At 70.4% G+C, this 25,869-nt stretch carries 22 protein-coding genes, 3 pseudogenes and 1 riboswitch; of the genes and pseudogenes, 9 read left to right on the forward strand and 16 right to left on the reverse strand.

Annotation, left to right across the window (positions count from 1 at the left end):
• Positions 1 to 54 precede the first annotated feature (54 nt).
• The 4 genes from ACFWTC_RS08535 (at position 55) to ACFWTC_RS08550 (ending at position 3,655) form a co-directional block, all read left to right on the forward strand.
• Positions 55 to 660 (forward strand): hypothetical protein, encoded by a 606-nt coding sequence (locus tag ACFWTC_RS08535; protein WP_384027308.1) that lies wholly within the window; start codon positions 55 to 57, stop codon positions 658 to 660.
• A 79-nt stretch (positions 661 to 739) separates the two neighbouring features.
• Positions 740 to 979, forward strand: a complete 240-nt coding sequence (locus tag ACFWTC_RS08540; RefSeq protein ID WP_384027310.1) for a ferredoxin — start codon at positions 740 to 742, stop codon at positions 977 to 979.
• The gene (locus ACFWTC_RS08545) at positions 976 to 2,370 is read left to right on the forward strand and encodes an NAD(P)/FAD-dependent oxidoreductase (protein ID WP_383919314.1); all 1,395 of its coding nucleotides are present in this window, start codon (positions 976 to 978) and stop codon (positions 2,368 to 2,370) included. The genes ACFWTC_RS08540 and ACFWTC_RS08545 overlap by 4 nt, the downstream gene beginning before the upstream one ends.
• A 40-nt stretch (positions 2,371 to 2,410) precedes the next feature.
• Positions 2,411 to 3,655: a cytochrome P450 gene (locus ACFWTC_RS08550; RefSeq protein ID WP_383919317.1), complete on the forward strand. Its 1,245-nt coding sequence runs from the start codon at positions 2,411 to 2,413 to the stop codon at positions 3,653 to 3,655.
• Between the two features lie 39 nt (positions 3,656 to 3,694).
• On the opposite strand, the gene ACFWTC_RS08555 is transcribed toward ACFWTC_RS08550, so the two are convergent.
• From ACFWTC_RS08555 to rpsB, 9 genes are all read right to left on the reverse strand, one after another.
• Entirely contained in the window at positions 3,695 to 4,717 is a 1,023-nt protein-coding gene (locus ACFWTC_RS08555) for an ABC transporter ATP-binding protein (RefSeq protein ID WP_383931576.1), read from the reverse strand.
• Positions 4,717 to 6,333, reverse strand: a complete 1,617-nt coding sequence (locus ACFWTC_RS08560) for an ABC transporter permease (RefSeq protein WP_383931579.1) — start codon at positions 6,331 to 6,333, stop codon at positions 4,717 to 4,719. The genes ACFWTC_RS08555 and ACFWTC_RS08560 overlap by 1 nt, the downstream gene beginning before the upstream one ends.
• Before the next feature lie 95 nt (positions 6,334 to 6,428).
• Complete coding sequence (locus ACFWTC_RS08565; protein ID WP_383931582.1) at positions 6,429 to 7,526, reverse strand: thiamine ABC transporter substrate binding subunit; 1,098 nt, start codon at positions 7,524 to 7,526, stop codon at positions 6,429 to 6,431.
• An 84-nt stretch (positions 7,527 to 7,610) separates the two neighbouring features.
• Positions 7,611 to 7,719: riboswitch (TPP riboswitch) on the reverse strand.
• Positions 7,720 to 7,778: 59 nt separating this feature from the next.
• A complete protein-coding gene (rlmN, locus tag ACFWTC_RS08570) occupies positions 7,779 to 8,891 on the reverse strand; it encodes a 23S rRNA (adenine(2503)-C(2))-methyltransferase RlmN (RefSeq protein ID WP_384027312.1) in 1,113 nt (370 codons plus the stop codon).
• Positions 8,892 to 8,966: 75 nt separating this feature from the next.
• Positions 8,967 to 10,037 (reverse strand): phosphatidate cytidylyltransferase, encoded by a 1,071-nt coding sequence (locus ACFWTC_RS08575; RefSeq protein ID WP_383931588.1) that lies wholly within the window; start codon positions 10,035 to 10,037, stop codon positions 8,967 to 8,969.
• A complete protein-coding gene (gene frr, locus ACFWTC_RS08580) occupies positions 10,037 to 10,594 on the reverse strand; it encodes a ribosome recycling factor (RefSeq protein WP_383800871.1) in 558 nt (185 codons plus the stop codon). Before frr ends, ACFWTC_RS08575 begins: the two co-directional genes overlap by 1 nt.
• Positions 10,595 to 10,674: 80 nt before the next feature.
• Positions 10,675 to 11,454 (reverse strand): UMP kinase, encoded by a 780-nt coding sequence (pyrH, locus tag ACFWTC_RS08585; RefSeq protein ID WP_383931591.1) that lies wholly within the window; start codon positions 11,452 to 11,454, stop codon positions 10,675 to 10,677.
• Positions 11,455 to 11,616: 162 nt separating this feature from the next.
• The gene (gene tsf, locus ACFWTC_RS08590; RefSeq protein WP_384027314.1) at positions 11,617 to 12,453 is read right to left on the reverse strand and encodes a translation elongation factor Ts; all 837 of its coding nucleotides are present in this window, start codon (positions 12,451 to 12,453) and stop codon (positions 11,617 to 11,619) included.
• A 135-nt stretch (positions 12,454 to 12,588) separates the two neighbouring features.
• Positions 12,589 to 13,533, reverse strand: coding sequence for a 30S ribosomal protein S2 (gene rpsB, locus ACFWTC_RS08595; protein WP_384027316.1), 945 nt, complete (start codon positions 13,531 to 13,533; stop codon positions 12,589 to 12,591).
• A 250-nt stretch (positions 13,534 to 13,783) separates the two neighbouring features.
• On the opposite strand from rpsB, the gene ACFWTC_RS08600 reads away from it, so the two are divergent.
• On the forward strand, positions 13,784 to 14,257 hold the full coding sequence (locus tag ACFWTC_RS08600) for a M23 family metallopeptidase (protein WP_383931599.1): 474 nt from the start codon (positions 13,784 to 13,786) through the stop codon (positions 14,255 to 14,257).
• 16 nt (positions 14,258 to 14,273) lie between these two features.
• On the opposite strand, the gene ACFWTC_RS08605 is transcribed toward ACFWTC_RS08600, so the two are convergent.
• The 3 genes and pseudogenes from ACFWTC_RS08605 to ACFWTC_RS08615 form a co-directional block, all read right to left on the reverse strand.
• Positions 14,274 to 14,831: a TetR/AcrR family transcriptional regulator gene (locus ACFWTC_RS08605; protein ID WP_383931629.1), complete on the reverse strand. Its 558-nt coding sequence runs from the start codon at positions 14,829 to 14,831 to the stop codon at positions 14,274 to 14,276.
• Between the two features lie 52 nt (positions 14,832 to 14,883).
• Positions 14,884 to 15,720 carry an RNA polymerase sigma factor WhiG gene (gene whiG / locus ACFWTC_RS08610; RefSeq protein ID WP_383931601.1) on the reverse strand — a complete coding sequence of 279 codons (837 nt, stop codon included), beginning with the start codon at positions 15,718 to 15,720 and terminating at the stop codon, positions 14,884 to 14,886.
• Positions 15,721 to 15,929: 209 nt separating this feature from the next.
• A pseudogene (locus ACFWTC_RS08615) lies at positions 15,930 to 16,418 on the reverse strand (DNA-processing protein DprA); the annotation flags it as partial.
• 123 nt (positions 16,419 to 16,541) lie between these two features.
• Between ACFWTC_RS08615 and ACFWTC_RS08620 the strand changes: the two are divergent.
• The 4 genes from ACFWTC_RS08620 to ACFWTC_RS08635 all read left to right on the forward strand — a co-directional run bounded on the left by ACFWTC_RS08620 (position 16,542) and on the right by ACFWTC_RS08635 (position 20,954).
• Positions 16,542 to 17,714, forward strand: a complete 1,173-nt coding sequence (locus ACFWTC_RS08620; RefSeq protein ID WP_384027318.1) for a tyrosine-type recombinase/integrase — start codon at positions 16,542 to 16,544, stop codon at positions 17,712 to 17,714.
• Complete coding sequence (locus ACFWTC_RS08625; protein ID WP_384027319.1) at positions 17,711 to 20,188, forward strand: tyrosine-type recombinase/integrase; 2,478 nt, start codon at positions 17,711 to 17,713, stop codon at positions 20,186 to 20,188. Before ACFWTC_RS08620 ends, ACFWTC_RS08625 begins: the two co-directional genes overlap by 4 nt.
• A complete protein-coding gene (locus tag ACFWTC_RS08630) occupies positions 20,185 to 20,712 on the forward strand; it encodes a DUF6262 family protein (protein WP_384027321.1) in 528 nt (175 codons plus the stop codon). Before ACFWTC_RS08625 ends, ACFWTC_RS08630 begins: the two co-directional genes overlap by 4 nt.
• Before the next feature lie 62 nt (positions 20,713 to 20,774).
• Positions 20,775 to 20,954: a hypothetical protein gene (locus tag ACFWTC_RS08635; RefSeq protein WP_384027323.1), complete on the forward strand. Its 180-nt coding sequence runs from the start codon at positions 20,775 to 20,777 to the stop codon at positions 20,952 to 20,954.
• 148 nt (positions 20,955 to 21,102) lie between these two features.
• On the opposite strand, the gene ACFWTC_RS08640 is transcribed toward ACFWTC_RS08635, so the two are convergent.
• From ACFWTC_RS08640 to ACFWTC_RS08655, 4 genes and pseudogenes are all read right to left on the reverse strand, one after another.
• Positions 21,103 to 22,407 carry a hypothetical protein gene (locus ACFWTC_RS08640; RefSeq protein ID WP_384074119.1) on the reverse strand — a complete coding sequence of 435 codons (1,305 nt, stop codon included), beginning with the start codon at positions 22,405 to 22,407 and terminating at the stop codon, positions 21,103 to 21,105.
• A 256-nt stretch (positions 22,408 to 22,663) separates the two neighbouring features.
• Positions 22,664 to 23,326: pseudogene (locus tag ACFWTC_RS08645) on the reverse strand (DNA-processing protein DprA); the annotation flags it as partial.
• A 368-nt stretch (positions 23,327 to 23,694) separates the two neighbouring features.
• A pseudogene (locus ACFWTC_RS08650) lies at positions 23,695 to 25,330 on the reverse strand (YifB family Mg chelatase-like AAA ATPase).
• On the reverse strand, positions 25,330 to 25,701 hold the full coding sequence (locus ACFWTC_RS08655) for a YraN family protein (protein ID WP_383931610.1): 372 nt from the start codon (positions 25,699 to 25,701) through the stop codon (positions 25,330 to 25,332). The pseudogene ACFWTC_RS08650 and the gene ACFWTC_RS08655 overlap by 1 nt, the downstream one beginning before the upstream one ends.
• Positions 25,702 to 25,869 lie beyond the last annotated feature (168 nt).

Consider the following 25,869-nt stretch of genomic DNA (forward strand, 5'->3'; position numbering starts at 1 on the left):
TGGCGGCCGCACAGCCGCTGCCGCTTGCTGGACTGGGGAGAGAGCGAGAGGTGCATGGAGACCACCAGCGCGCGGCTGCGCACGCCCGGCGCCGCCGGGGCGGCCGGCATCGCCTTCGCGGTGCTGCTCGGAGCGGCGATCGTCCTGATGCGGATCGCGATCCCGTCGGCCGACGGCGCCGACGCGGCCGTTGATCCCGGCGACCGCTGGGCGGTACGGACCGCCCTGGAGATCGTTCCGTTCGCCGGGATCTTCTTCCTGTGGTTCATGGGCGCCCTGCGCGCGCACGCCGGCGAGGCCGAGGACCGGTTCGTCTCCACCGTCTTCCTCGGCAGCGGCATCGTCTTCGTCGCCACGCTGTTCGTCGCGGCCGCAGCGGCGGGCACCGTGCTCCAGGAGGGCACGGACACCGTGTTCGGCCGCCACTACGCGTACGTGGTCCTGACGACGTACGCGATGCGGATGGCGGCCGTCTTCGTCTTCGCGACCTCGACGATCGGCCGCCGCCTCGGGATCTTCCCGCGTCCGCTGGCGCTGCTGGGCTACGTCACGGGCCTGGTGCTGCTCGTCGTGGGCTCCGGGGTCCCCTGGTCCGAGCTGATCCTTCCGGCATGGGCCCTGGTCGTGGGCCTGTACATCGTGCGGGTCGGCATCCGGTAGCGCGCTCCTTCACCCTCGCGCATGCTGAGGAGGGGAAGAGATCACTCGTGGAATCGGGCCACGGAAGGGCTGATGACTCATGAGGCTCGTCGTCGACCTCAACCGCTGCCAGGGATACGCCCAGTGCGCGTTCCTCGCTCCCGACGTGTTCGCCATGCACGGCGACGAGTCGCTGCTGTACGACCCCGAGGCGCTGGACGAGCACCGCGAGGACGTCGCGCGCGCCGTCGCCGCTTGTCCGGTCGGGGCGATCCTCGTCGAGGCGGACCCCTCGGATGCCCGCGATGCCCGCGTGCCGGTCTCCGGAGGCACACGGTGAGCGGTGACGGAACCCTGGAACACCTCAGGCGCGACGGCCGCATCGTGGTCGTCGGCGCCTCCCTCGCCGGCCTGCGGGCCGCCGAGACCATGCGGGAGAAGGGCTTCACCGGCTCGTTGACGATGATCGGCGACGAGCCGTACGAGCCGTACGACCGGCCCCCGTTGTCCAAGCAGGTCCTCTTGGGCATGGCGACCGCGGAGCACACCGCCCTCCCCCGCCGCCGGGAGATCGACGCCGAGTGGCGGCTCGGGGTCCCGGCCACCGGCCTGGACATGGCCGCGCGCCGGGTCAGGCTCGGCGACGGCGACGAGGTGGAGTACGACCGGCTGCTGATCGCCACCGGTGTGCGGGCGCGACCCTGGCCGAACGAGGAGGAGGGTGCGCTCGACGGCGTGTTCGTCCTGCGCACCCGTGACGACGGGGCCGCCCTGGAACGCGCCCTGTCGGCCGGTCCCCGCCGGGTCCTGGTCATCGGTGCCGGCTTCACCGGGTCCGAGATCGCGTCCGCCTGCCGGGAGCGCGGCCTGCCCGTCACCGTCGCCGAGCGGGGCGCCGCGCCCCTGGTCGGCGCGCTCGGCGGGGTCATCGGTGAGGTCGCGGCCGAGATGCACCGGGAGAACGGCGTCGACCTGCGCACCGGGGTCATGGTGACCGGTCTGGAGGGCGACCCCTCCGGACGGGTCCGCGCCGCCCACCTCTCGGACGGCGAGACGATCGAGGCCGACGTGGTGGTGGTCTCGCTCGGCGCCCAGCGCAACACCGAATGGCTGTCCGGGTCGGGGCTGGGCGCCGGTCCCCGGGGCATCGCCTGCGACGCGGGCTGCCGCGCCTTCGACGTCCGAGGCATCGTCACCGACGACATCTTCGTGGCGGGTGACGTGGCACGCTCCCCGCACGCGCTCTTCGGGTACCAGTTCCTTTCCCTGGAGCACTGGGGCAACGCCGTCGCCCAGGCCGAGACGGCCGCGCACAACATGCTCAGTGAGAGCGCCGACCGCCTCCCGCACCTGTGGGTGCCGGGGTTCTGGTCCTCGCAGTTCGGCGTGAACATCAAGTCCGTCGGGGTGCCGCCGATGGGCACCGAGATCATGATCACGCAGGGTTCCCGCGAGGAGCGCCGGTTCGCCGCCGTGTACGGCTACCAGGGCCGCGTGATCGCCGCGGTGACCTTCGACAACTGCCGCTGGCTGCCGTTCTACCAGCAGCAGATCGAGACGGGGGCGCCGTTCCCGGTGCCGTTCGAGACCGTGGACCGCAGGCCGGAGGGGCACAAGCCGGTGTCCGCGGACTTCCCCGACCCCTCGGTGCCCACCCACGGGCCGACCATCACCCTCAGCGGCTACTCGCCGGCCGACCGGAAGATGACGTTCATCCCCGCGCACCACTGACCCCGGCGCGCCCTCCTCCGAGGACTCACGAGGACCTGTCATGAGCCAAGCCATCCTGCGGGAGATCATCGACTACGCGCACCGCGCCGATCCGTACCCGCTGTACGAGGAGCTCCGCAAGACTCCCGTGTCCCACGAGGGCGACGGCCCCTACGTCATCAGCACGTACTACGAGATCCAGAGCCTCCTGCACGACCCCCGCATCAGCTCCGACTCCCGCAACCTGAAGCAGACGGGCGACGACCCCCTGGGCCAGGGGGCGCAGGAGGAGACGGCGTTGCCCCCGTCCTTCCTCAAGCTCGACCCGCCGGACCACGACCGGCTGCGGCGCATGACGAACCGGCCGTTCGGCCCGCCGCACTCCCCGCACAAGGTCCACGACATGCGCGGGGAGCTCGACGGGCTCGTCACCGGCCTGATCGACCGCATCGCCGCCACCGGCTCGTTCGACCACGTGGACCTGGTCGACCAGTTCGCCTACCCGTTCCCGGTGTCGGTCATCTGCCGGCTGCTCGGGGTGCCGCCCGAGGACGAGCCGCGGTTCCACGTCTGGGCGGAGGCCATCGCCGCGAGCCTGGACCCCGACCCGGACGCGGACCCCTCCGAGCGCGGCAAGAGCTCGACGGACGCCCGGATGGAGCTCGGCATGTACCTGGCCGGGCTGATCGAGGAACGCCGCAAGAACCCGGGCGACGACATGCTGTCCCAGCTGGCGATCGCGGACGGCCCGGACGGGTCCATGACAACGATGGAGGCGCTCAGCACCTCGGCGCTCCTGCTGATCGCGGGCCACGAGACCACGGTCAACCTCATCACCAACGGCATGCTGACCCTGCTGCGCCACCCGGACGTGCTGGCCCGGCTGCGCGAGGACCCGGCCCTGTCCGTCCCCATCGTCGAGGAGCTGCTGCGCTTCGAGCCCCCGGTGCAGCTGATCCCGCACCGCACCACCCTCGCGGACATCGAGGTGGCCGGCGTCTCCATCCCCAAGGGCGCGTCCCTGTGGCTGATTCTGGCCTCCGGCAACCGCGACCCGAAGCGGTTCCCGGACCCGGACCGCTTCGACCCGGACCGAAAGGACATCCAGCACCTCGGCCTCGGCAGCGGCATCCACAGCTGCTTCGGGGCCCCGCTGGCCCGGCAGGAGGCCCAGCTGGCCCTGAGCGAGCTGGCCCGCCGGCTGGAGAACCCGCGCCTGCTGGAGGACCCGCCCCCGTACCGGCAGAACGCGGTTTTGCGCGGACCCCGGCACCTGCCGATCGCCTGCGACGGCGTCCGCCCCTGAGGCAGGCCTGACCGAGCGCCGCCGGCCGGCGGCGCTCGGTCAGGCCGCCGGCAGGACGACCACCTCGTCCGGGGCGAAGGTGACCGTGACGCGGTCGCCCACCGCCGGGGCCCCGGCGAGGCCGCACTCCGCCTCCAGCGCCGGCCCCGCCTCCGGACGCAGCAGCAGCGCGACGTGCGTGCCCCGGAAGGTACGGGACTCCACCGCGCACCGCAGGCCGTCGTCCGTCAGCAGGACCCCGGCCGGGCGGATCAGGACCTGCCGCTCCCCCTCCGGCGTGCCGTCCGGGACCGGCACCTTGCCCCAGGGGGTGGCGGCGACACCCGCGGACACCGTCGCCGCCGCCACGTTCTCGAACCCGAGGAAGCGCGCCACGAACTCCGAGGCCGGCCGCTGCCACACCTCCAGCGGAGTCCCCGCCTGCGCGATCCGCCCGTCCCGCATCACCACGACGCGGTCGGCCAGCGCGAACGCCTCCCCCTGGTCGTGCGTGACGGCGAGCACCGTCGTCCCCAGCCGGGAGAACAGCCCCTGGAGCTCCACCACGAGCCGCTCCCGCAGCCCTCGGTCCAGCTGCCCCAGCGGCTCGTCGAGCATCAGCAGCCTGGGCGACGGCGCCAGCGCCCGGGCCAGCGCGACCCGCTGCTGCTCGCCGCCGGACAGGGAGGCGACCGCGCGGCCCTGCGCCCCGGGCAGCCCGACGAGCTGCAGCAGCTCCGCGACCCGGCCCGTGCACGCGTCGCGCCCGGAGCCCCGCATCCGCAGGCCGAAGGCGACGTTCCCGCCGACGTCCCGGTGCGGGAAGAGCTGGTGGTCCTGGAACATCAGGCCCACTCCCCGCCGGTGTACGGGCACGCCCGCCTGGTCGGCGCCGTCCAGCAGCACCCGGCCGGCCGAGACCCGCTGGAGCCCCGCGACGACCCGCAGCAGGGTGGACTTCCCGCTCCCGCTCGGTCCCAGGACGCACACGGTCTCGTGCTCGGCGACCGCGAGGTCCACACAGTCCACTACCGCGCGCTCGCCGAAGCGGACCGACACCCCGTCCAGCTGAAGCAGTGTCATCAGAACTCTCCGGAGGTCTTGTCGGTTCGCAGTCGCTCCAGCGCCAGCAGGGACACCGCGCACACCAGCATCAGAATCGTGCTCAGGGCCATCGCCTGCCCGTAGTTGAGCTCGCCGGCCCGCCCCAGCAGCCGCGCCACGGCCACCGGAAGCGTCGGCTGGTCCGGCCGCGCGATGAACACGGTCGCCCCGAACTCCCCCAGCGAGACCGCGAAGGCGAAGCCCGCCGCGATCAGCAGCGCCCGCCGCACCAGCGGCAGGTCCACCTCCCGCCAGGCCCGCAGCGGGGACGCCCCGAGCACGGCGGCGGCCTCCCGCAGCCGCGCGTCCACGGCCCGCAGCACCGGCAGCATGGTCCGTACGACGAACGGCACACCGACCAGCGCCTGCGCCAGCGGCACCAGGATCCACGAGGTCCTCAGGTCCAGCGGCGGCTCGTCCAGGGTGATCAGGAAGCCGAAGCCCACCGTCACGGCGGACACCCCGAGCGGCAGCATCAGCAGCGCGTCGAAGCCCCGCACGAAGCGGCCCGCGCGGCGGGTCAGCGCCGCGGCCGCGAGCCCCCCGATGACCAGGGCGATGGCGGTGGCGGCCAGCGCGTACTCCAGGGAGTTCCCGATCGCCTCCAGCGGCGGCACCAGGAAGGTCCCGCCCCCGGCCCCCTCGTCCTGGAGCGCCCGGTAGAAGGCGAGGCCGTACCCGCCGGGGGCGTCGAAGGACCGCTCGACCAGCACCCCGAGCGGCAGGACGATCAGCAGGGCCACCGTCAGCAGCACCCCGCCCAGCAGGGAGCGCTGCGCCCAGCCGCGCGGCGGGTGCGCGGTCCGCCCGGGATCGACGAGCCGCAGGGCGGTCTCCCGCTTGCGCACGGTCCGGGCGTGGACGCCGAGGATCAGGCCGACCGCCGCGAACTGCACCATCGTCAGCACGGCGGCGGTGGGCAGGTCCAGCAGCTGCGCGGTCTGCCGGTAGACCTCCACCTCCAGGGTGGAGTACGCGGGCCCGCCCAGGATCTGCACGACGCCGAAGGAAGTGAAGGTGAACAGGAACACGATCAGCGACGCGGCGGCCACCGCCGGGGCCAGCGCGGGCAGCGTCACCCGCCGCCAGGCGGCGAACCGTCCGGCGCCCAGCACCCGGGCGGCCTCCTCCTGGCGGGGGTCGAGCTGCGCCCAGAGCCCGCCCACGGTCCGTACGACCACGGCGTAGTTGAAGAAGACGTGGGCCAGCAGGATGGCCCACACGGTGGTGTCGAGCCGGACGCCCCACAGCTCGTCCAGCAGCCCGCCCCGGCCGACCAGCGCCAGGAACGCGGTCCCGACGACCACGGTCGGCAGGACGAACGGCACGGTGACCACGGCCCGCAGCAGCTGCTTGCCGGGGAAGTCGAAGCGCGCGAAGACGTACGCGCCGGGGAACGCGATCAGCAGCGTGAGCGCCGTGGAGGCGAGCGCCTGCCAGGTGGTGAACCACAGCACGCCGGCGATGTCGGGCCGGGCCAGCACCTCGCCGATCCGGCCGAACTGCCAGCCCTCGTCAGTCTTCAGCCCGCGCCCGGCGATCGCGCCGACGGGGTAGGCGAAGAACAGCCCGAAGAAGGCGAGGGGCACGGCCATCAGGCCGAGACGCGCGGCCGTGGCCCGCCCGCCCTCGCGGGGACCGGGACCCGGCGCGGCGCCCCCCGACGCCGCCCCCGGGCCCGTCGGCGTTCCTACTTCACGACGAGCGAGGACCATGTCTTGACCCACTGCTCACGGTTCTCGGCGATGGTCTGCGGAGCCACGACCTCGGGCTTCTCGACCACCACACCGTGCTTCGTGAACAGCTCCGGCAGGGCCGCGTCCTTCGTCACAGGGTTCACGAACATCTGCAGCGGCATGTCCTCCTGGAACTTCTTGCTGATCAGGAAGTCCAGGAGCGCTTTGCCGCCCGCCTCGTTCTTCGCGCCCTTCAGCAGGCCCGCGAACTCGATCTGGCGGAAGCACGTGCCGGTGGAGACGCCCGTGGGGGCCTCGGCCGGCTGCGGCTCCGCGTACAGCACCTCGACCGGCGGGCTGGAGGCGTAGGAGACGACCAGCGGGCGGTCGCCCTTCGCCTTCTTGCCGCCCGCCGAGCCGGAGAACCGCTCGTTGTAGGCCTGCTCCCAGCCGTCGACGACCTCGACGCCGTTGGCCTTGAGCTTGCTCCAGTAGTCCTTCCAGCCCTCTTCGCCGTACTTGCCGACGGAGGCGAGGAGGAAGCCGAGGCCGGGCGAGGAGGTCGCGGCGTTCTCGGTGACCAGCAGGTCCTTGTACTCCGGCTTGATCAGGTCGTCCAGCGTCTGCGGCGGGGCGATCTTCTTGTCGGCGAAGTACTGCTTGTCGTAGTTGACGCAGATGTCACCCGAGTCGACCGGCGTGACCCGGTGCTCCTTGTCGAGCTGGTACTCCGGCTTCACCTCGCCCAGGTCCTTGGCCTCGTACGGGGTGAAGATGCCGTTGTCGAGGGCGCGCGAGAGCAGGGTGTTGTCGACGCCGAAGAAGACGTCGCCGCGCGGGGAGCCCTTGGTGAGGATCTCCTGGTTCAGCGCCGCGCCCGCGTCTCCGGACTTCAGCTTCTTGACGGTGTAGCCGCTCTCCTGCTCGAACTCCTTGAGGACCGCGTCGGTCACGTTGAAGGAGTCGTGCGAGACGAGGGTGACGGTCTTGGACGTGGGGGCGTCGCTCGCGCCCGCGGACGTGTCCTTGGCGTCGCCGCCGCAGGCGCTGAGCGTGGTGACGCCCAGCGCGGCCGCGAGCGCGGCGCCCGCGATCTTCTTGGTGGTGCTCACTGGTCAATTCCTCCTGGGATGTCCAGGAGAAGACGCGGCCCTGCCCGGCGCTCTGCGGAGCGGACGCCGGGCAAGGCGCAACAGCTTGAGTGGTGACCGAACTTCCTACCCCGAATGACCGGGGCGAGGTTCAGAGGGTCTGCGGTGACGGTTACCGCACTCTCAGCGCTGTGGCGCTCCCCTGTCGGAAATATTAAGTTGGTTCGGCCACAGGGTACCCCGTGGCCGAATACGATCGAACAGAAGAGGAGGCTAGCGCTCCGAGGCGGCCAGCTGGCCGCACGCGCCGTCGATCTCCTGGCCGCGGGTGTCCCGTACGGTCACGGGGACGCCGTGCCGGGCAATGGCCTCCACGAAGGCCTTCTCGTCCTCGGGCCGGGAGGCGGTCCACTTCGAGCCCGGCGTCGGGTTCAGCGGGATCAGGTTGACGTGGACGCGCTTGCCCTTGAGCAGCTTGCCCAGTAGGTCACCGCGCCAGGCCTGGTCGTTGATGTCGCGGATCAGGGCGTACTCGATGGAGATCCGCCGGCCGGACTTCTCCGCGTACTCCCAGGCCGCGCCGAGCACCTCGCGGACGTTCCAGCGGGTGTTCACGGGGACCAGGGTGTCGCGCAGCTCGTCGTCCGGGGCGTGCAGCGAGACCGCGAGGCGGCACTTGAAGCCCTCGTCGGCGAAGCGCAGCATGGCCGGAACCAGTCCCACGGTGGAGACGGTGATGCCGCGCTGCGACAGGCCCAGGCCGTCGGGCTCCGGGTCGGTGAGCCGGCGGATGGCGCCGACGACGCGGTTGTAGTTGGCCAGCGGCTCGCCCATCCCCATGAAGACGATGTTCGAGAGCCGGGCCGGTCCGCCCGGGACCTCGCCGTCGCGCAGGGCGCGCATGCCGTCGACGATCTGGTGCACGATCTCGGCGGTGGACAGGTTGCGGTCGAGCCCGGCCTGGCCGGTGGCGCAGAACGGGCAGTTCATGCCGCAGCCGGCCTGCGAGGAGATGCACATGGTGACCCGGTCCGGGTAGCGCATCAGCACGGACTCGACGAGCGTGCCGTCGTGCAGCTTCCACAGGGTCTTGCGGGTGGTGTCGTCGTCGCACGAGATGTGCCGCAGGACGTTCATCAGGTCCGGCAGCAGCTCCTTCTGCAGCTTCTCCCGGGAGCCCGCGGGGATGTCCGTCCACTCGGCCGGGTCGTGCGCGTAGCGCGCGAAGTAGTGCTGGGAGAGCTGCTTGGCCCGGAACGGCTTCTCACCGATCGCGGCGACCGCCTCGCGGCGCTCGGCCGGGGTCATGTCGGCAAGGTGCCGGGGCGGCTTCTTGGCTCCCCGAGGGGTGACGAAGGTGAGCTCTCCCGGAACAGGGCGGGCCATGGCAGGTACTCCTCGTAAGACGAAAGGCGCGCCGCAGAAGCAGCGCGCCCTTCAAGAGTAACCGCCCGGACGGTATCAGCCCGTGCCGACGAAGGCCGCCAGCAGCAGCCAGACCACCGGGGCGGTCGGCAGCAGGGAGTCCAGCCGGTCCATGATGCCGCCGTGGCCCGGCAGCAGCGTGCCCATGTCCTTGATGCCCAGGTCCCGCTTGATCATCGACTCGCCCAGGTCGCCGAGGGTGGCGCTGACGGCCACGGCGAGACCCAGCAGCAGGCCCTGCCACCAGGCGCCACCGTCGATGAGGAACTCCATGCACAGCGCGCCGGCGGCCATCGCGAAGGCCACCGCGCCGAGCAGTCCCTCGCGGGTCTTCCCGGGGCTGATGCGCGGGGCGAGCTTGGTCTTGCCGAAGCGCCAGCCGACCGCGTACGCCCCGGTGTCGCTGACCACGGTCAGCAGCAGGAAGGTGATCACCCGCTGCGGTCCGTCGTCGGCGGTGAGCAGCATCGTCACGAACGTCGCCAGGAAGGGCACGTAGAACGCGGCGAAGACGCCCGCCGTGACGTCCTTGAGGTAGTCCTCGGGCGGTTCGGTCATGCGCCAGACCAGGATCGCCAGCGCGGTCAGGGCCATGGCGACCCAGGCGCCCTCGGCCCCCCGGACGTACCCGGCGATGATCATGGCGGCGCCGCCGACCGCGAGCGGTACGAGGGGCGCCTTGATGCCCTTCTTCTCCTGGAGCCGGGAGGTGAGCTCCCACAGGCCCACGACGACCGCGACGACGACGACGCCGACGAACACGGCCTTGACGATCAGCAGCGAGGCGAAGACGACCGCGCCGAGGCCGACACCGACCCCTATGGCGGCACGCAGATCCCGCCCCGCGCGCTTCTTGGGCGGCGGGGACGAGGCGGCCTGCGGGGCCTGCGGAGGCGGGGGGCTGGGCATGGGCTCCTGCGGCGGCGTCTCGGCGCGGAACGGGGGGCCGCCGAAAGCGGCGGCCCCCCGATCGCGTGCTTCCCGGTCGTCGAAGTCACGGCCGGCGGCATCGGGCACGATGGGCATGGGCCGAGTGTGCGGGCCCACCATCGCATCGTATGCGGGACCCGCCGGAACCGGCTCCGTGGCCCAGGGAGAGTCGTTCATCAGACTTCGAGGAGCTCGGCTTCCTTGTGCTTGAGCAGCTCGTCCACCTGCGCGACGTACTTCGCGGTGGTGTCGTCGAGCTCCTTCTCGGCGCGACGCACCTCGTCCTCGCCGGCCTCCTTGTCCTTGACCAGCTTGTCAAGGGCGTCCTTCGCCTTGCGGCGGACGGCACGCAGGGAGATCTTGGAGTCCTCGGCCTTGGTCCGCGCGACCTTGATGTACTCCTTGCGGCGGTCCTGCGTCAGCTCGGGGAAGGTCACCCGGATGATGCTGCCGTCGTTGCTCGGGTTGACACCGAGGTCGGAGTCGCGGATGGCCTGCTCGATGTTGCGCAGGGCGCTCTTGTCGAACGGCGTCACGATCGCCATGCGCGGCTCGGGCACGGAGAACGACGCGAGCTGGTTGATGGGCGTGATGGCGCCGTAGTAGTCGGCCACGATCTTGTTGAACATCGCCGGGTGCGCACGACCGGTGCGAATCGCGGCGAAGTCCTCCTTGGCGACGACGACGGCCTTTTCCATCTTCTCCTCGGCCTCGAGGAGGATCTCTTCGGTCACCACGTGCTCCTGCATGTCAGATATGGATGGTTCAGGCGGGCGGGGCGAACGGGGCGGGGCTGAAGGCGGCAGCGGACCGCTCAGGCCCGGGTTCCCTGGTCGCTGACGAGCGTGCCGATCTTCTCACCCCTGACGGCGCGGGCGATGTTGCCCTCGGCGAGCAGTTCGAAGACCAGGATCGGCAGCTTGTTGTCGCGGCACAGCGTGATGGCGGTGGCGTCGGCGACCTTGAGGTCGCGCGAGAGCACCTCGCTGTACTCGAGCGCGTCGAACTTCACCGCGTCCGGGTTCTTCTTCGGGTCCGAGTCGTACACGCCGTCGACACCGTTCTTGCCCATGAGCAGGGCTTCGGCGTCGATCTCCAGCGCACGCTGGGCGGCCGTGGTGTCGGTGGAGAAGTAGGGCATGCCCATGCCCGCGCCGAAGATGACGACGCGGCCCTTCTCCAGGTGGCGCACCGCGCGCAGCGGGATGTACGGCTCGGCGACCTGGCCCATGGTGATGGCGGTCTGCACGCGGGAGTCGATGCCCTCCTTCTCCAGGAAGTCCTGGAGGGCGAGGCAGTTCATGACCGTGCCCAGCATGCCCATGTAGTCGGACCGCGCCCGGTCCATGCCGCGCTGCTGGAGCTCGGCACCGCGGAAGAAGTTGCCACCGCCGATCACGATGGCGATCTCCGCGCCGTCGCGGACGACCGCGGCGATCTCGCGCGCGATGGCGTGGACCACGTCGGGATCGACGCCCAGTCCTCCGCCACCGGAGAAGGCCTCGCCCGACAGCTTCAGCATGAAGCGGCGGCCCTTCTTGTGCTGGTCGCTCTTGTCGTCGGATGCGGTGTGGGGGTCCACGCCCTGATTCATGGAGATCTCCTCGTGCACATACGAAGAAGGCCATTGCCGGTGGGTCCTCGCGGTTCCCTCTACGGCAATGGCCTCCTCGTCAGATCTGCGGTCGCCCTGCGCGAGCGCGGACGACTGCTTCAGACCCTACCGGGGTCCGGTGTCCGTCGCGTACGGACGGACTCAGATGCCTACCTTGATGCGGCTGAAGCGCTTCAGGGTGACACCGGCCTCGTCCAGAACCTTCTGGACGGACTTCTTGTTGTCCAGCGCGTACGGCTGACCGAGCAGCGTGGCGTCCTTGAAGAAGCCGTTGATGCGACCCTCGACGATCTTCGGGAGGGCGGCCTCGGGCTTGCCCTCCGCGCGGGTGACCTCTTCGGCGATGCGACGCTCGGACTCGACCTTCTCGGCCGGAACGTCGTCCTTGGAGAGCCACTGCGGGGCGAACGCGGCGATGTGCTGCGCGATGCCGCGGGCGACCTCGGCGTTCTCCTTGTCGAGCTCGACCAGGACGCCGATCTGGAACGGCAGGTCGGGCATCGTGCGGTGCATGTACGACGCGACGTAACCGCCGGTGAACTGCGCGAAGCGGTCCAGGACGATCTTCTCGCCGAGGTTGGCGTTGGCCTCGTCCACGAACGCCTGGACGGTCTTGCCGGCCTCGATCTCGGACGCGAGCAGCGCCTCGATGTCGGCGGGGGAGGTCGCGGCGACGTGGGCGGCCAGCTGGTTGGCGACGGCCAGGAACTTCTCGCCCTTGGCGACGAAGTCCGTCTCGCACTTCAGCTCGACGAGGACACCGGAGGTGTTGTCGTCGGCGATGAGGGAGACGACGGCACCGTTCTCGGCAGAGCGGCCCTCGCGCTTGGCGACGCCCTTCTGGCCCTTGATACGGAGCGCTTCCATGGCCTTGTCGACGTCACCGTCGGAGTCCACGAGCGCGTTCTTGCAGTCCATCATGCCGGCGCCGGTGAGCTCGCGGAGCTTCTTGACGTCAGCGGCGGTGTAGTTCGCCATGAGTCTGTGATTCTCTCTCGAAGTCGTAGATCTACGGGTGAACGGCGGAGGCGCCGCGCTCGTGGCGCGGCTCCCCCGCCGTCATCGTCCGTACCGGGAGTGCCCGGCGGGTGAACGCCGGGCTACCCCAGTGGGTCAGGCCTGCTCGGCGTCGGCGGCCGGAGCCTCGACAGCCTCGGCGTCGGCAGCAGCGTCGGCGTCGGCGGCCGGAGCCTCGACGGCCTCGGCGTCGGCGGTGGCCTCGGCGGCGGGGGCCTCGGCAGCGGCCTCGGCCGGAGCGGCCTCGGCGTCGTCAGCCTTCTTGTCGCCCTCGAGCAGGTCGCGCTCCCACTCGGCGAGCGGCTCGGCAGCGGCCTTCTCGCCCGGCTTGGAGTCGCCGGTCGCAGCGCCGGAGCGGGCGATGAGGCCCTCGGCGACGGCGTCGGCGATCACGCGGGTGAGCAGGGTGACGGAGCGGATCGCGTCGTCGTTGCCCGGGATCTTGTAGTCGACCTCGTCGGGGTCGCAGTTGGTGTCGAGGATCGCGACGACCGGGATGTGGAGCTTGCGCGCCTCACCGACGGCGATGTGCTCCTTCTTGGTGTCGACGATCCAGACGGCGCTGGGGACCTTCGACATCTCGCGGATACCACCGAGGGTCTTCTCCAGCTTGATCTTCTCGCGGGAGAGGACCAGGAGCTCCTTCTTGGTGAGACCCGAGGCGGCGACGTCCTCGAAGTCGATCGCCTCAAGCTCCTTCAGACGCTGGAGGCGCTTGTAGACGGTGGAGAAGTTGGTGAGCATGCCACCCAGCCACCGCTGGTTGACGTACGGCATGCCGACGCGCGTCGCCTGCTCGGCGATGGCCTCCTGGGCCTGCTTCTTGGTACCGATGAACATGATGGAGCCGCCGTGCGCGACGGTCTCCTTCACGAACTCGTAGGCGCGGTCGATGTACGACAGCGACTGGAGCAGGTCGATGATGTAGATGCCGTTGCGCTCGGTGAAGATGAAGCGCTTCATCTTCGGGTTCCAGCGACGGGTCTGGTGACCGAAGTGGACGCCGCTTTCCAGCAGCTCCCGCATCGTTACGACGGCCATGGCCATCTCCTTGTTTTCTCGGTTTGGTTCCTGACGCCCCGCCGCGTCCTGCCCCGATGAGGGACCGAGAGACGCTGTCACCAGGCCGTTTCGGGCTGATGCTGGGGCGTGCGAAGTCGACCCGGTGACCCGGATCGCCACAAGAAGTGTACGGGACCCTGCGGTGTGCCGGGTGACGCCGTCGTCCACAACCCGGGCCTTGTCCACAGGCCCCGGCGCGGCGGCACGGGCGCGCGGGACGCTGGGTCCCATGACGCTCTTGACGACCCTGCTGTTCGCCCTGTTCCTGGCCCTGACCGGGGCCGCCGCCCCCGTGGTCCGGCCGCTGCCCCCGCCCCTGACGGTGGCCCGCTGGTGGGACCCGCCCCCGACCCCGTACGCGGCCGGCCACCGCGGGGTGGACCTGTCCGCGCCGGTGGGATCCGAGCTCCGCGCGGTGGCCGACGGCCGGGTGCACTATGCGGGGCAGGTGGCCGGCCGGGGAGTCCTCTCCCTCGCGCTGGCGAACGGACTGCGAACGACCTACGAACCGGTGCGGCCCCTGGTCGCGGAGGGCGGGCTGGTCACGGTTGGCCAGGTGGTGGCGGTCCTCACGGAAGGCTCCCACTGCCCGGCACCCTGCCTGCACTGGGGCCTGCTCGCGGGCGAGACCTACCTGAACCCGCTGTCGCTGCTCCCACGCCCGACCGCGCGCCTGCTGCCCTACGCGCCCGGCGGCACCTGAGGGGAGGCGCCGGGTCTCAGCCCCGGACGCCGCGCAGGGCCATGGCGACGGCCGCTTCGGCCACGACGCCGGGGTCCTCGGCCACACCGAGCTCGATCCGGCGTACCGCCGCGTCCACGACGCCCTGGAGCAGCATCGCGGCCAGCCGGGGCTCCGCCTGCCCCAGGGCGGCCAGTGCCTCGACGATCATCGCCACCAGCCCGCCGTGCGCGGCACGGATCTTCTCCCGGGCCCCGGCGTCCAGCTCGCTGGCCGAGATCGCCACCACGGCCCGGTGCCGGCGGTCGCCCACCAGCGCCAACTGGCTGCGCACGTAGGCCTCGATCTTCGCCTCGGGCGACTCGGCCCGCTCCATGGCGGCCTCGATCTCGGCGGCCCACACGGGGAAGTCCACCGCGCACAGCTCTTCGACCACGGCGGCTCGGGAGCGGAAGTACTCGTACACGGAGGACCGGGCGAGGCCGGTCCGCTCCGCGAGGGCGGGAAAGGTCAGCGCTTCCGTCCCGCCTTCGGACAGCAGGGAACGCGCGGCGTCCAACAGGGCGCCGCGCTGCATCGACCGGTGCTCGGCCACGGAGGCCGCTCGAATCCTGGGCACGCGTCCACTCTACGGAGGTCCCGCAAGCTCACCGGCCCACATCGGCCAGCTTCGCGCGCAGTTGCAGCACCGACTTGGTGTGGATCTGGCTGACGCGGCTCTCGGTGACGCCCAGCACGTTGCCGATCTCGGCCAGCGTGAGGCCCTCGTAGTAGTAGAGGGTGACCACCGTCTTCTCCCGTTCGGGCAGCGTGTTGATGGCCCGGGCCAGCAGGCGCCGCAGCTCGCGGTCCTCCGCGACCTCCACCGGGTCGTCGGCGGCCCGGTCCTCCAGGGTGTCCATCAGCGAGAGGCGGTCGCCGCCCTCCCCGCCGACGTGCAGGAGCTCTTCCAGGGCGACGACGTTCGCCAGGGACAGCTGACTGAAAACGGTGTGGAGGTCCTCTACGCCGATCCCCATCTCGCCCGCGACCTCGCTCTCGGTCGGGGTGCGCCGCAGCTGGGCCTCCAGCGTGGTGTAAGCGCGTTCCACGGCCCGGGCCTTCTGGCGGACCGAGCGGGGGATCCAGTCGAGCGCCCGCAGCTCGTCGATCATCGCGCCGCGGATCCGGGTGATCGCGTACGTCTCGAACTTGATCGAGCGCTCGATGTCGAACTTCTCGATGGCGTCGATCAGTCCGAAAACTCCGGAGGAGACGAAGTCGGCCTGCTCCACGTTGGGCGGGAGGCCCACGCTGACGCGGCCCGCGACGTACTTCACCAGGGGCGAGTAGTGCAGGATCAGCTGCTCCCGCAGCCGCTCGTCACCCGACTCCTTGTACGAGCGCCACAGCACCTCCAGGGACGAGGGTGCGGTGGACCGCACGCCGCCGCGGGCTGCGGGGGGCACCGCAGCGCGGTCAGACCCTGAGGTGTGCTGGGGCATGCTTCGCCTTTGCCGGAGCCGGATTCCTTGGGAGCGTAGCGTGACGGAAGTGTCGCGGTGCGCGAAGAGTACGGGATCGCGCAGGGCCTCGATGGCGTCCGGACTCGCGCGGCGGGCACGGGACCGGCGCAGGGCGCACGGTCCCGGCTGCTGCCGCCGGGAGCACCGCGTCTCTCATCGGTTTCACTCTTTCACCGGAACGCCCCAGGTCAACGACCGCCTCGCCGGGCGGCGCCGGTTTGCGTGCGCGTTCCAGGCGTTTGTCTGCTCAACTGCCAGACGTCGCCCTGCCGTTCGACGAACCCCAGAGAGTGAAGTTCGTACAGTCTGCCGATGACTTCGTCGGTGCCGGTGCCGGAGGCAAGTGCCAACTCCGCCGCGTCCGCGGGCCGGCCCGCCGGGAACGCTTCGAGCACCCGGGCGGTGTCGCGGTCCAACAGGTCCCGGGCGAGCACCGGTCCGCGCCGCTCGGGGGCCAGTTCCCCGATCGAGCCGACCAGCTCGACGACCTCCGCCGCGTCGGAGACGAGCACGGCCTCGCCCCTCAGCAACTCGTGCACTCCCGCGGAGAGTCCGCTCGTCGCGGGCCCCGGTACCCCCATGGTGAACCGCCCGAGCTGCTGGGCCCGCCGGGCGGTGACCAGGGAGCCGCTGCGGTGCGCGGCCTCCACCACCACGGTGCCCCGGGTGAGGGCGGCGTTCTCTGGGGGTTTGGACCTCGTGGTGTGACATTGCTTTAACCCTCTCGTTGGGTTCTCTGCAACGGTTCTCGGGGGGTGTGGCTCTGCGGCAGATCGTTGCGATCGGCTCGTGGAGTGGGAGTGGAAGTGAAGGCGTTTCGTGTGGTGCTGCCATCAGGCACCCAGTACTGGACTGTGATCGATGAGGACTACAGGGTGTTTGAGGAGGCCGATCGGTTTCTGAGGGAGACCCGGTTGGCGAGGGGGCGGGCAGAGACAACGACGAAGGCGTACGCCGAGGGCGTGTCCTTGTTTCTGCGGTGGTGCGAGGTCACGGGGCGGGACTGGAGGACTGCCGCCCGGGAGATGGGCCTGTTCATGCTCTGGTTGAAGTGGGCGCCTGGCCGCGGGGGCAAGAAGACCTCGGTCGTGGTGCCGGGGCCCGGATCGAAGCCAGTCCGGCAGGAGGCCCGGCGCAACAAGGTCCTCACGGCAGTGCGGATGTTCCTGTTGCACGCCTTGACGGAGAAGACGGTCCCGGGCTGGGTGTTGGAGCAGATCTACGAGGTCGGTGACAGCAGCGATCTGCCGGCTGCGGCCCAGACCGAAAGCGGTGGGCTGCGGATGCGGCTGCGGGCCCGCCACCGGCTCCAGGAGCCTGAGACGGACATCGACCGGGCCAGCGACGAGGAAGTAGTGGCCATGTTCATGGCCTGCCGCTCGGCCCGCGACCGGCTGACGCTCCTACTGCTTTCTCGCGTTGGCCTCCGGCCGGGGCAGGTCGCGGGCCTGCACCGCAGTGACCCGCATCTGATGATGGGCTCCAGGTCGCTGGGCTGCGACCTGGAGGGCGCCCATGTTCATGTGGTCCGGCGGCAGAACGAGAACGACGCTTGGTCGAAGTCGAAGAAGCATTGGGCGATGCCGGTGGACTTCCTCGTAGTCCAGGCCTTCGATCAGTACGCGCTGGAGCGGCACGAGCGGCTGCCGGCGGGTGGGAGCGACTTCTTGCTGGTCAACCTGTTCCGGCCGCCCTACGGGGAGCCGATCACCACGGAGGCCATCGGCGAGCTATGCGAGGCGTTGTCCCGTCGGGCCGGCCTGGGCCGGGCGGTCACGCCGCGGATGTGTCGGCACGCGATGGCCAGCAACGTAGTGGACGCGGGCGGATCACTCGACGAGGTCCAAGCCCTGCTCGGACAGAAAGACCCGAATTCGCCGCGGCCTTATCTGCATCCCAGCCGCGCCCGGCTTCGGAACGCTATCGAGCGGGTCCCCTCGCCCCGTCTGCAGTTCGGGGGAGAAGAGCGGTGACCGTCGTTCACACCAGCGCCGTCTCTGAGACGGACGAGAGGACCGAGGACGGCCTGCAGGAGGCCATCAGCTCGGAGTTCCTGCAGCTCATGGGCTGGGATCCGCAGGTCCGCCTCCTCTTCATCCCGCGCGATCACCCGCAGTTCAGCGCACCAGAGTGCCTGGTCGAGGGCTGCGACAAGATGGTCTTCCACAAGTTTCAGCAGGGCCTTTGCGTCGGCTGCATGAGGCGGTGGAAAGGAGGAGGTCAGAGCCTCGAGGAGTTCACCAGGGACACGAAACGTCGGTGGCGGGCCATCGGCGAAGTCGCCTGCCAGGTCCCACACTGTGCTCGGCCTGGACAGGGCAGGGCCACTCCGCTTTGCAGCGCTCACCTGCATCAACAGACAAAGATCTACAAGATCCCGATCGAAGAGTTCGTACAGCACCCCCTGGTCCTCCCGCTCGAGGCATCCGGGCCATGCCGCGTTGCGGCCTGTTACCGGCAGCGACAGGTCCTCTCCGGCTACTGCACCGCTCATGCACAGCGGCTTCGCGCTCAGCTCCGCGCCGGAAAGGCGAGTGACGAGGAGCTCTGGAGGCGAACCACACCTGCCATCGCCCAAGCTGGGGTGATCAGTCTGCGCGGACTGCCCGAGCGGGTGGTGGGCGAGCTCCTCTATGGCCTGCACGAACGCGTCCGCGAGGGGCTCCTGCAGAAGGAATACATCTGGCGGCCGTTCTGCGACTGGGCCCGCACTCAGCAGGTCGCCACACTCACCGAACTCGACGTGAGTCACTGCCACCGGCAGATTCGAGACCTCGCCAAGGGCATCCTCAAGCACCTCGGGCGATTCGGCCTGACCCCTGAGACCGAACGGCACAAGGACATCTGGTCCGGCTACGCGTTCGGCCTGGAAGGCAGCCTCTACTTCGACAAGATCAAGCAGCCCTGGCTCCGTGCTGCTACACAAGCCTGGGCCCTGGACGACATTCCCCAAAGGCGAGGAGCCGACGTTCGGCCGCATGTTCAGTCCCAGATCAACGCCATTGCCCAGCTCTCGGACAGCCTGCGAATCAACCGATCCGACAGCGGAAACACCGTTAGCGCCGTCTCGCGCGACGACATCGTCGTCTTTCTGAATCGGCTGCGCTTCCTGAACGAGCAAGGCGAGGTCAGCGGACACACACACGTCCGTCTGGTCCGATCGGTCCGTCGGTTGCTGAGCCGGATGCGGACCCTGGGCCTGACCAAACCCGACCAGCCGTTGCACCGGCTCTGCGAGTCATTCAGTCTTCGGCCCGAGGACGTGCCTGACGACCCCGAGGACCGTGAGGCCGGCCGGGACCTTCCTGCCGAGGTGATGACCCAGCTCTGCCAGAACCTCGACAGTCTCGAAGCCGGGGGCGCCCCCGAGATCCGCGTCGCGGTGGAGCTCATCATCGACACCGGCCGCCGTCCTGATGAGATCGGCAGGCTTCGCTACGACTGCCTCGAGCGGGACGGCGACGGCAAATCGGTACTGATCTACGACAACCACAAGTCCGCCCGTCGAGCACGCCGGCTTCCGATCAGCGGCGCGACCGCCGCCCTGATCACTACCCAGCAGGAACGAACCCGCGCTCGTTTTCCGCACACGCCCGTCGGCGAGCTCAAACTCCTGCCCACCACCCTGGCCAACACGATGGGCACCAAGCCGATCAAGGCTGACTGGCTCGCCACCCGGCACAGGGCCTGGGTGGAGTCGCTGCCGGAGTTCCTCGTTCCCGCCGTGGTCGAGGTCGATGGCCGCGCGGTCACCAAAATGCTGCCGTTCGACAAGACGAAGATCTATCCCTACGCCTACCGGCACACCTATGCCCAGCGGCACGCGGACGCCGGAGTCGCCCCCGATGCGCTGCAGGCCCTCTTGGACCATCGCCAACTGACGACCACGCAGCAGTACTACCGGGTCGGTGAGAAGCGGAAGCGTGAGGCTGTCGAACGGGTCACGACCATGCAGTTCGACCGGAACGGCAACCGCGTCTGGCGCCAGGCCCAGCTCGTTCTCGACTCCGAGCACGCCCGGCGGGCCATCGGGGAAGTCCAGGTGCCCTACGGGCTCTGCACCGAACCGACCAACGTCGCGGCCGGCGGGCACGACTGCCCCGTCCGGTTCCGCTGCGTCGGATGCTCCCACTTCCGCACCGACGTCTCCTACCTCCCCGATCTCGAGGCCTACCTCGCCGACCTCATGCGCGGCCGGGAACGGCTCGCCGCGTTCGCCGCGGACACCTGGGCAAAGGCCGAAGCCATGCCCTCCGACGAGGAGATCACCCGCGTCCGCCGACTGGTCAAACGCGTCCGCGACGACCTCGAAGACCTCACCGACGAAGACAAACTCCAGATCAAGGAGGCCGTCACCGTCGTCCGCCGCACCCGCCGCGTCGTCTCCCTCGGCCTGCCCCGGATCGGGCCCCCCGAAGATCTCCGTCCCGAAAGGCCCACCGGATGACCAACCCCATGATCGACGGGAAGCGGGCCGACTCCGCCCGCCGCCGCGAACGCGTCCTGAAAGCCATCGACACCGCGGTGAAGGCCGGCGGGGACATCACCGTCTCCGGGCTCGCCCGCACGGCCCGAGTCGACCGGACATTCCTCTACCGCCACCCCGACCTGCTCGAACGCGCCCACGTTGCTGCCAGCACCCCAGTCAAGGACGGGCGGATGGCGGCGGTCAGCCGCACCTCCCTCCAGACCGACCTCGCGAACGCGCTGGAAGCTAACAAACGCCTCACCGCACGAGCTCGGCAGCTGGAGAAACGCCTATCGGCCCAGCTCGGCGACAACATCTGGGCCGAGTCCGGACTCGGAGCACCCGTCGACATCGATCAACTGCAACGCCGCATCATCCTGCTCGAGCAAGAACTCGCCGACGCACGGGGACAGCTGGAAGAACGGACCGAGGAGCTCGACGCGGCACGAGCAGCCAACCGGGAGCTGACGCGCGCGCTGAACCAGCCGGTTCCCCCCAGATGAACAAACTCGATCACAGTGGGAAAATTGACGTGTATCCATCCAATTACTGGAAGGAGCAACCAATGTCTGAAGAACACATCATCTTCGAACGCCAGGCGGAAGCAGAACGCCAGGCTGAGGAACAACGCAAGGCCCAGATCGAAGAAGAGCAGCGAAGGGCCGCCGAGATCAAGGCAAGGGCTGACGCAGAGGAAGCCCAAAAGATGCAAGAACTGCAGAACAGGAGCCGCTACGGACGCTGAGCGACCGTTCGATTAGTTCCGCACAGTCAGCTGTCGGCAGTCACGTTACGACCGGCAGCTGACCTGTTCGGTGATTGAGCACGGCGCTCATCCGAAGTGGCTCTACACCCAGGGTGAACGCCCGCCCACTGCATCGGAAGGACGCCGACTACTCCGGCAGCAAGTATCCGCACCTTGCATAACGGACGAGCCATCCCCGCGGCGTTACCGTAATGGTCTTCCTCCGTCGATCCTCATCGGACGTCGAACTCTGAACCAAGTTGGCATCTTCCAGGGTCTTGATGTGAGGGACCATGGCCTGCGGGGAGTTGAACCCGAACTCTTCAAAGTCACCGGGGGAACAGTTTCCCCCCTTCGCTACGAGGGCATCGAAAACCTCCCAGGCGCGAGTGCCGGACAGATCCGTCTGTTCGGCACTCTTCTCTGCCTTCTGCTTGATCCACTGTTCAAGCATGGGACCGAAGGCACCTTCTCCCCTGTCGGCATGCCCCTCGTCATACAGCCAGAACGAGAAATCCTCACTATATTTGAGCGCGTTCCTGAGATTCTTATTCAAGATGTCGTAGATGAGCTTGAAGCTTTCAGGCCCCACGGGAGCTGCCGCCGAGTCATTGAGTCGGTAGTACTCCAACCGCCGCGCGATTACTTGAGAGATCTCATCGTCAGCGATGGGGTTCAGTTCGAGGGGCTCGGCGAGCCTGCCTTCGAGCCTCGGAGACGAAGCGCTGGTTCGGACGATGCCGCGCGCGCCGCAGAGGACCCACTTGAGGCCGCGCAGGGACAGCATTCCGTCCCGCATCGATTCGAGAAGAGCCCTGGCATCTTTCGACGTCTCAAGAAGTTCCAAATTGTCGAGCACGCAGACAAAGGCACCAGATTGCGAGGTGGGGAAACACTGGCTGAGCCATCCCGAGATGGTTGACCTAAGCCCTTCCTCGTTGAAGCCGGCTCCAGTATTCGCCGAGACAGTGCGAGTGACGGTCCCGCCGAAACCGAGGGCGGTTGCACCCCCACCCCCTCCAGTGAGAAGAGGTGAGTTGAGCCAACGCTCTACATCGGAAACGTCAGGAACATCATGCCCACCTCTTTTCAGGAGGTCATGATGATTGATCATGGCGGCTGCAACCGCCAAGAGAACTTTCCGCTCCAGAGCGGTGGCGGTGTCCTTCGACGTCAGCTGGAATGCCTCAGTGAGCGGGATGATTGCCTGACTCGTCTCGCCGTCCTCATAGTCGCGCCGAAGCCGGTATCCAACAACGGAGACAAGACTCGTCTTCCCTACCCCGTTTTCGCCCTCAATCGTCGGGTGGAGATCAGATGAAGTGAGACGGTTCGCCAGCTTCTTGGCGACTGCGTCACGCCCCACAAACAGGGCTTCGCCCTCTGCAGTCGCAGGCACGGGGCGAGTCGCATATGGGCTTTCCTGAAAACCCATTTCGGGCCACATTGCCACTGCAGTTCCTTCTCAGACGAACATCTCTCGAAAGACGGGACAGGCCATCCCGTGACGATCTTAGTCGCAGCGACGTCCCGGGCGCGGCGACTTCGCACAACTGACCCTCGGGGACACAGGCAACGTCAAGCAGCCCCCGAGGAGCTCACCCGGGGAGGCGATAGCACCACACCTGTTGCGCAGGCTAGGGTCAGCAGTAGTGCCGTTGAGCTGCACAAACGCGGTTGCGCATCACGCCATCCCCCAGAGAACGAGGAATGACCCGGTTGCGCAGGACGAACCGGCTGGGGGTGGGGTGGCTGCCGGGCGGCAGCTCCCCGAGGACCAGTCCCTGGCCGGCGATCCGGCCGAGGAGCCCGGCGTGGCCGCGCGGGTAGGAGACGTCCACGCCGCAGGCCAGCACCGCCGCGGTGGCGCCGCCCGAGGCGAGGGCCCCCCGGTGGGCGGCGCCGTCGATCCCGTACGCCGCGCCGGAGACGACGACCCAGCCCCGCTCGGCCAGGCCGGCCGCCAGGGTCTGCGCCATGTGGGCGCCGTACGGGGTGCAGGCCCGGGCCCCCACGACGGCCACCGAACGCAGCGCCCATGTACGCAGGTCCGGCCGGCCCCGCAGCCACAGCCCGACGGGCCGGGCGTCGGCGAGGTCGTCGAGCTGGGTCGGCCACTCCGCCGATCCGGGGCACACGAACCGGCCCCCCGCCGCGGCGGCCAGCTCCAGGTCCCGCCGCGGGTCGGCCAGCGCGGCCCGTCTGCGGTACCCGGTGAGCCGGTCCGGCCGCACCCCGGTGAGCACGCCCGCCTCCTGCTCGGGGCCGGTCAGCAGCCGCATCAGCCCCACGGCGCCGTGCTCCCGCAGCCAGCGGCCGCCGCGCTCCTCCCCGGGCTCCAGCACCCGGGTCAAGGCGGCCCGCGCCAGCAACTCCCCCTCCCGCCCCGGCTCCGTCCCCGGCCGCCGCTCCGACGGACGGCCCGGGCCAGTCTCGGAGCCCGGCCGCCGCTCCGGAGGACGGCCCGGGTCCGACTCCGACTGCGGCCCCGGCGCGCGGCGCACCTCCCGCTCCCGCACAGGCTCCGGCACCGGCCACCACCCCGGCTCCGGCGGAAGGCCCGGGCCGGAATCGGGCTGCGGCTGCGGCTCCGGCTCCGTCCCCGGCCGCCGCTCCGGCGGAGGGCCCGGGCGACACTCCGGCTGCGGCTGCGGTCCCGGCAGGTACTCCTGGCCCGGCGGATGCCCCGGCTCCCGGTCCTGCCTCCGCCCCCGTGGCCGCTCCGCGTCCTCCGGCCCGGTCATGCCGCGGCCCCCCGCTCCAGCGTCGCCCCGCGGGCGATCCCGGTCCGCAGTTCCAGCGCGACGGCCACGTCCGGCGCCTCCGGCCGGTCCCGCCCCCGCAGGTCTGCCACGGTCCAGGCGACCCGCAGCACCCGGTCGAGCCCGCGGGCGCTGAGCAGCCCGCGCTCCAGGTCCCGCTCGGCCTGGGCCAGCGCGCCGGGGTCCACCGGCCAGCGGGTGCGCAGCTCCTGCCCGGGCACCTCGGAGTTGAGCCGCCAGGGGGTTTCGGCGAGCCGGAGGGCCGCGCGCTCCCGGGCCTCGCGGACCCGGTCGGCGACGACCGCGGTGGACTCCCCGCGGCCGCCCTGCCGGAGCAGGTCGGAACGGGTGACCGGCTCCACCACCACCCGCAGGTCCACCCGGTCGAGCAGGGGCCCCGACAGCCGGGCCTGGTAGCGCCGGATCACCGAGGCCGGGCATTCGCACCCCTGCCCCTGGAGGGTGTGCCGCCCGCACGGGCAGGGGTTGGCGGCGAGCACCATCAGGAACCGCGCGGGCAGCCGCACCACCCCGGCGGCGCGCGCGATGACCACGTAACCCGATTCGAGGGGCTGGCGCAGCGCGTCCAGCGCCCGGCCGTGGAACTCGGCGGCCTCGTCCAGGAACAGCACGCCCCGGTGGGCCAGGGACACGGCGCCCGGCCGGGGGATCCCGTTCCCGCCGCCCACCAGGGACTGCATGGTGGCGGAGTGGTGGGGCGCGCAGTACGGCGGCCGGGCGACCAGCGGCTCGCCGGGCGGGAGGATCCCCGCGACCGAGTGGACGGCCGTGACCTCCACCGACTCCCGGCGTCCGAGCGGCGGGAGGATCCAGGGCAGCCGCTCGGCCAGCATCGTCTTGCCGGCCCCGGGCGGCCCGCTGAGGAAGAGGTGGTGGCCCCCCCGCGGCCGCCACCTCCAGGGCCCGGCGCGCGCCGAGCTGCCCGGCCACGTCGGCGAGGTCGGGGACCTCGGCGCAGTCGCCCCGGCCCGTGCGGCCCGGGGTGATGCCCGTACCGAGCCCCGCGCCGGGGAGCACCAGCCCGGCCAGCATCGGGTCCGGCCTCCCCGGCGGGCCGAGATGCTCCTCCTCGGGGACCACGCCGCCCGTCAGTACCGCGATCAGCTGCCGCAGGCTGCGTACGCCGAGCACGGACACGTCGGGGACGAGCGCGGCCTCGGCGGCGCACTGCTGCGGGACGACCACCTGCCGGTAGCCGGCCTCCGACGCGGCGAGGACGGCGGGCAGGATCCCCCGGACCGGTCGGACACGGCCGTCCAGTCCGAGCTCGCCGATCAGCACCAGATCGGCGATCGCCGCCGGGTCGACCACCTCGGCGGCCCCCAGCACGGCCGCGGCCACGGCGAGGTCGAAGCCGGCGCCGGACTTCGGCACGGAGGCGGGGCTCAGCCCGACCGTGAGCTTCTTCTGCGGCCAGGCCGCCCCCGAGTTCACGACGGCGGCCCGCACCCGGTCCCGGCTCTCGACCAGGGTCTTGTCGGGAAGCCCCACGAGGGTGAAGGCTGCCACTCCCGGTTCCAGATCGGCCTGGACCTCCACCACCACGCCGTCGACGCCCACCAGGGCCACGGAACAGGCTCGGGCGAACCCCATCACGCCACCCCCCGGACGTGCTCCACCACGGGGGCCCCGCGCCGCGGCAGCACGACCCCGACGAGGTCGATCCGCACCCCGCCCGGGGGCGGTCCGCCGTGGTCGACGAGCCAGCGCCCGGCGAGTCCGCGCAACCGCTCCGCCTTGCCGGGCCGCACCGCGGCCATGGGGTGTTCGAAGACGCCCACCCGGCGGGTCTTGACCTCGCAGACGACGAGTGCGTCCCCGTCCCGCGCCACGATGTCGATCTCCCCGCCGCGACACCGCCAGTTCCGCGCGATCACGGTCATCCCGGCCTCGGTCAGCCGGCGCGCCGCCAGCTCCTCGCCGTACCGCCCCAGCGCCTGCCGTGCCACGTCCTTCGTGTCCATTCGGCACCACCTCCGGCACCGACGATCCCGCGCCCCCGCCCACCGCGTGGATCTTGGTGGACAACCGCGGCGTTGTGGATATCCCGGTCACCCTCAGGAGGGAGGACGGCGGCGCGGGGCCGAGGCCCGCCGGACTGTGGTCAGCAGGGCGAGGCCGGCCGCTCGGCG

The sequence above is a fragment of the Streptomyces sp. NPDC058619 genome, assembly GCF_042717785.1.
GTDB lineage: Bacteria > Actinomycetota > Actinomycetes > Streptomycetales > Streptomycetaceae > Streptomyces.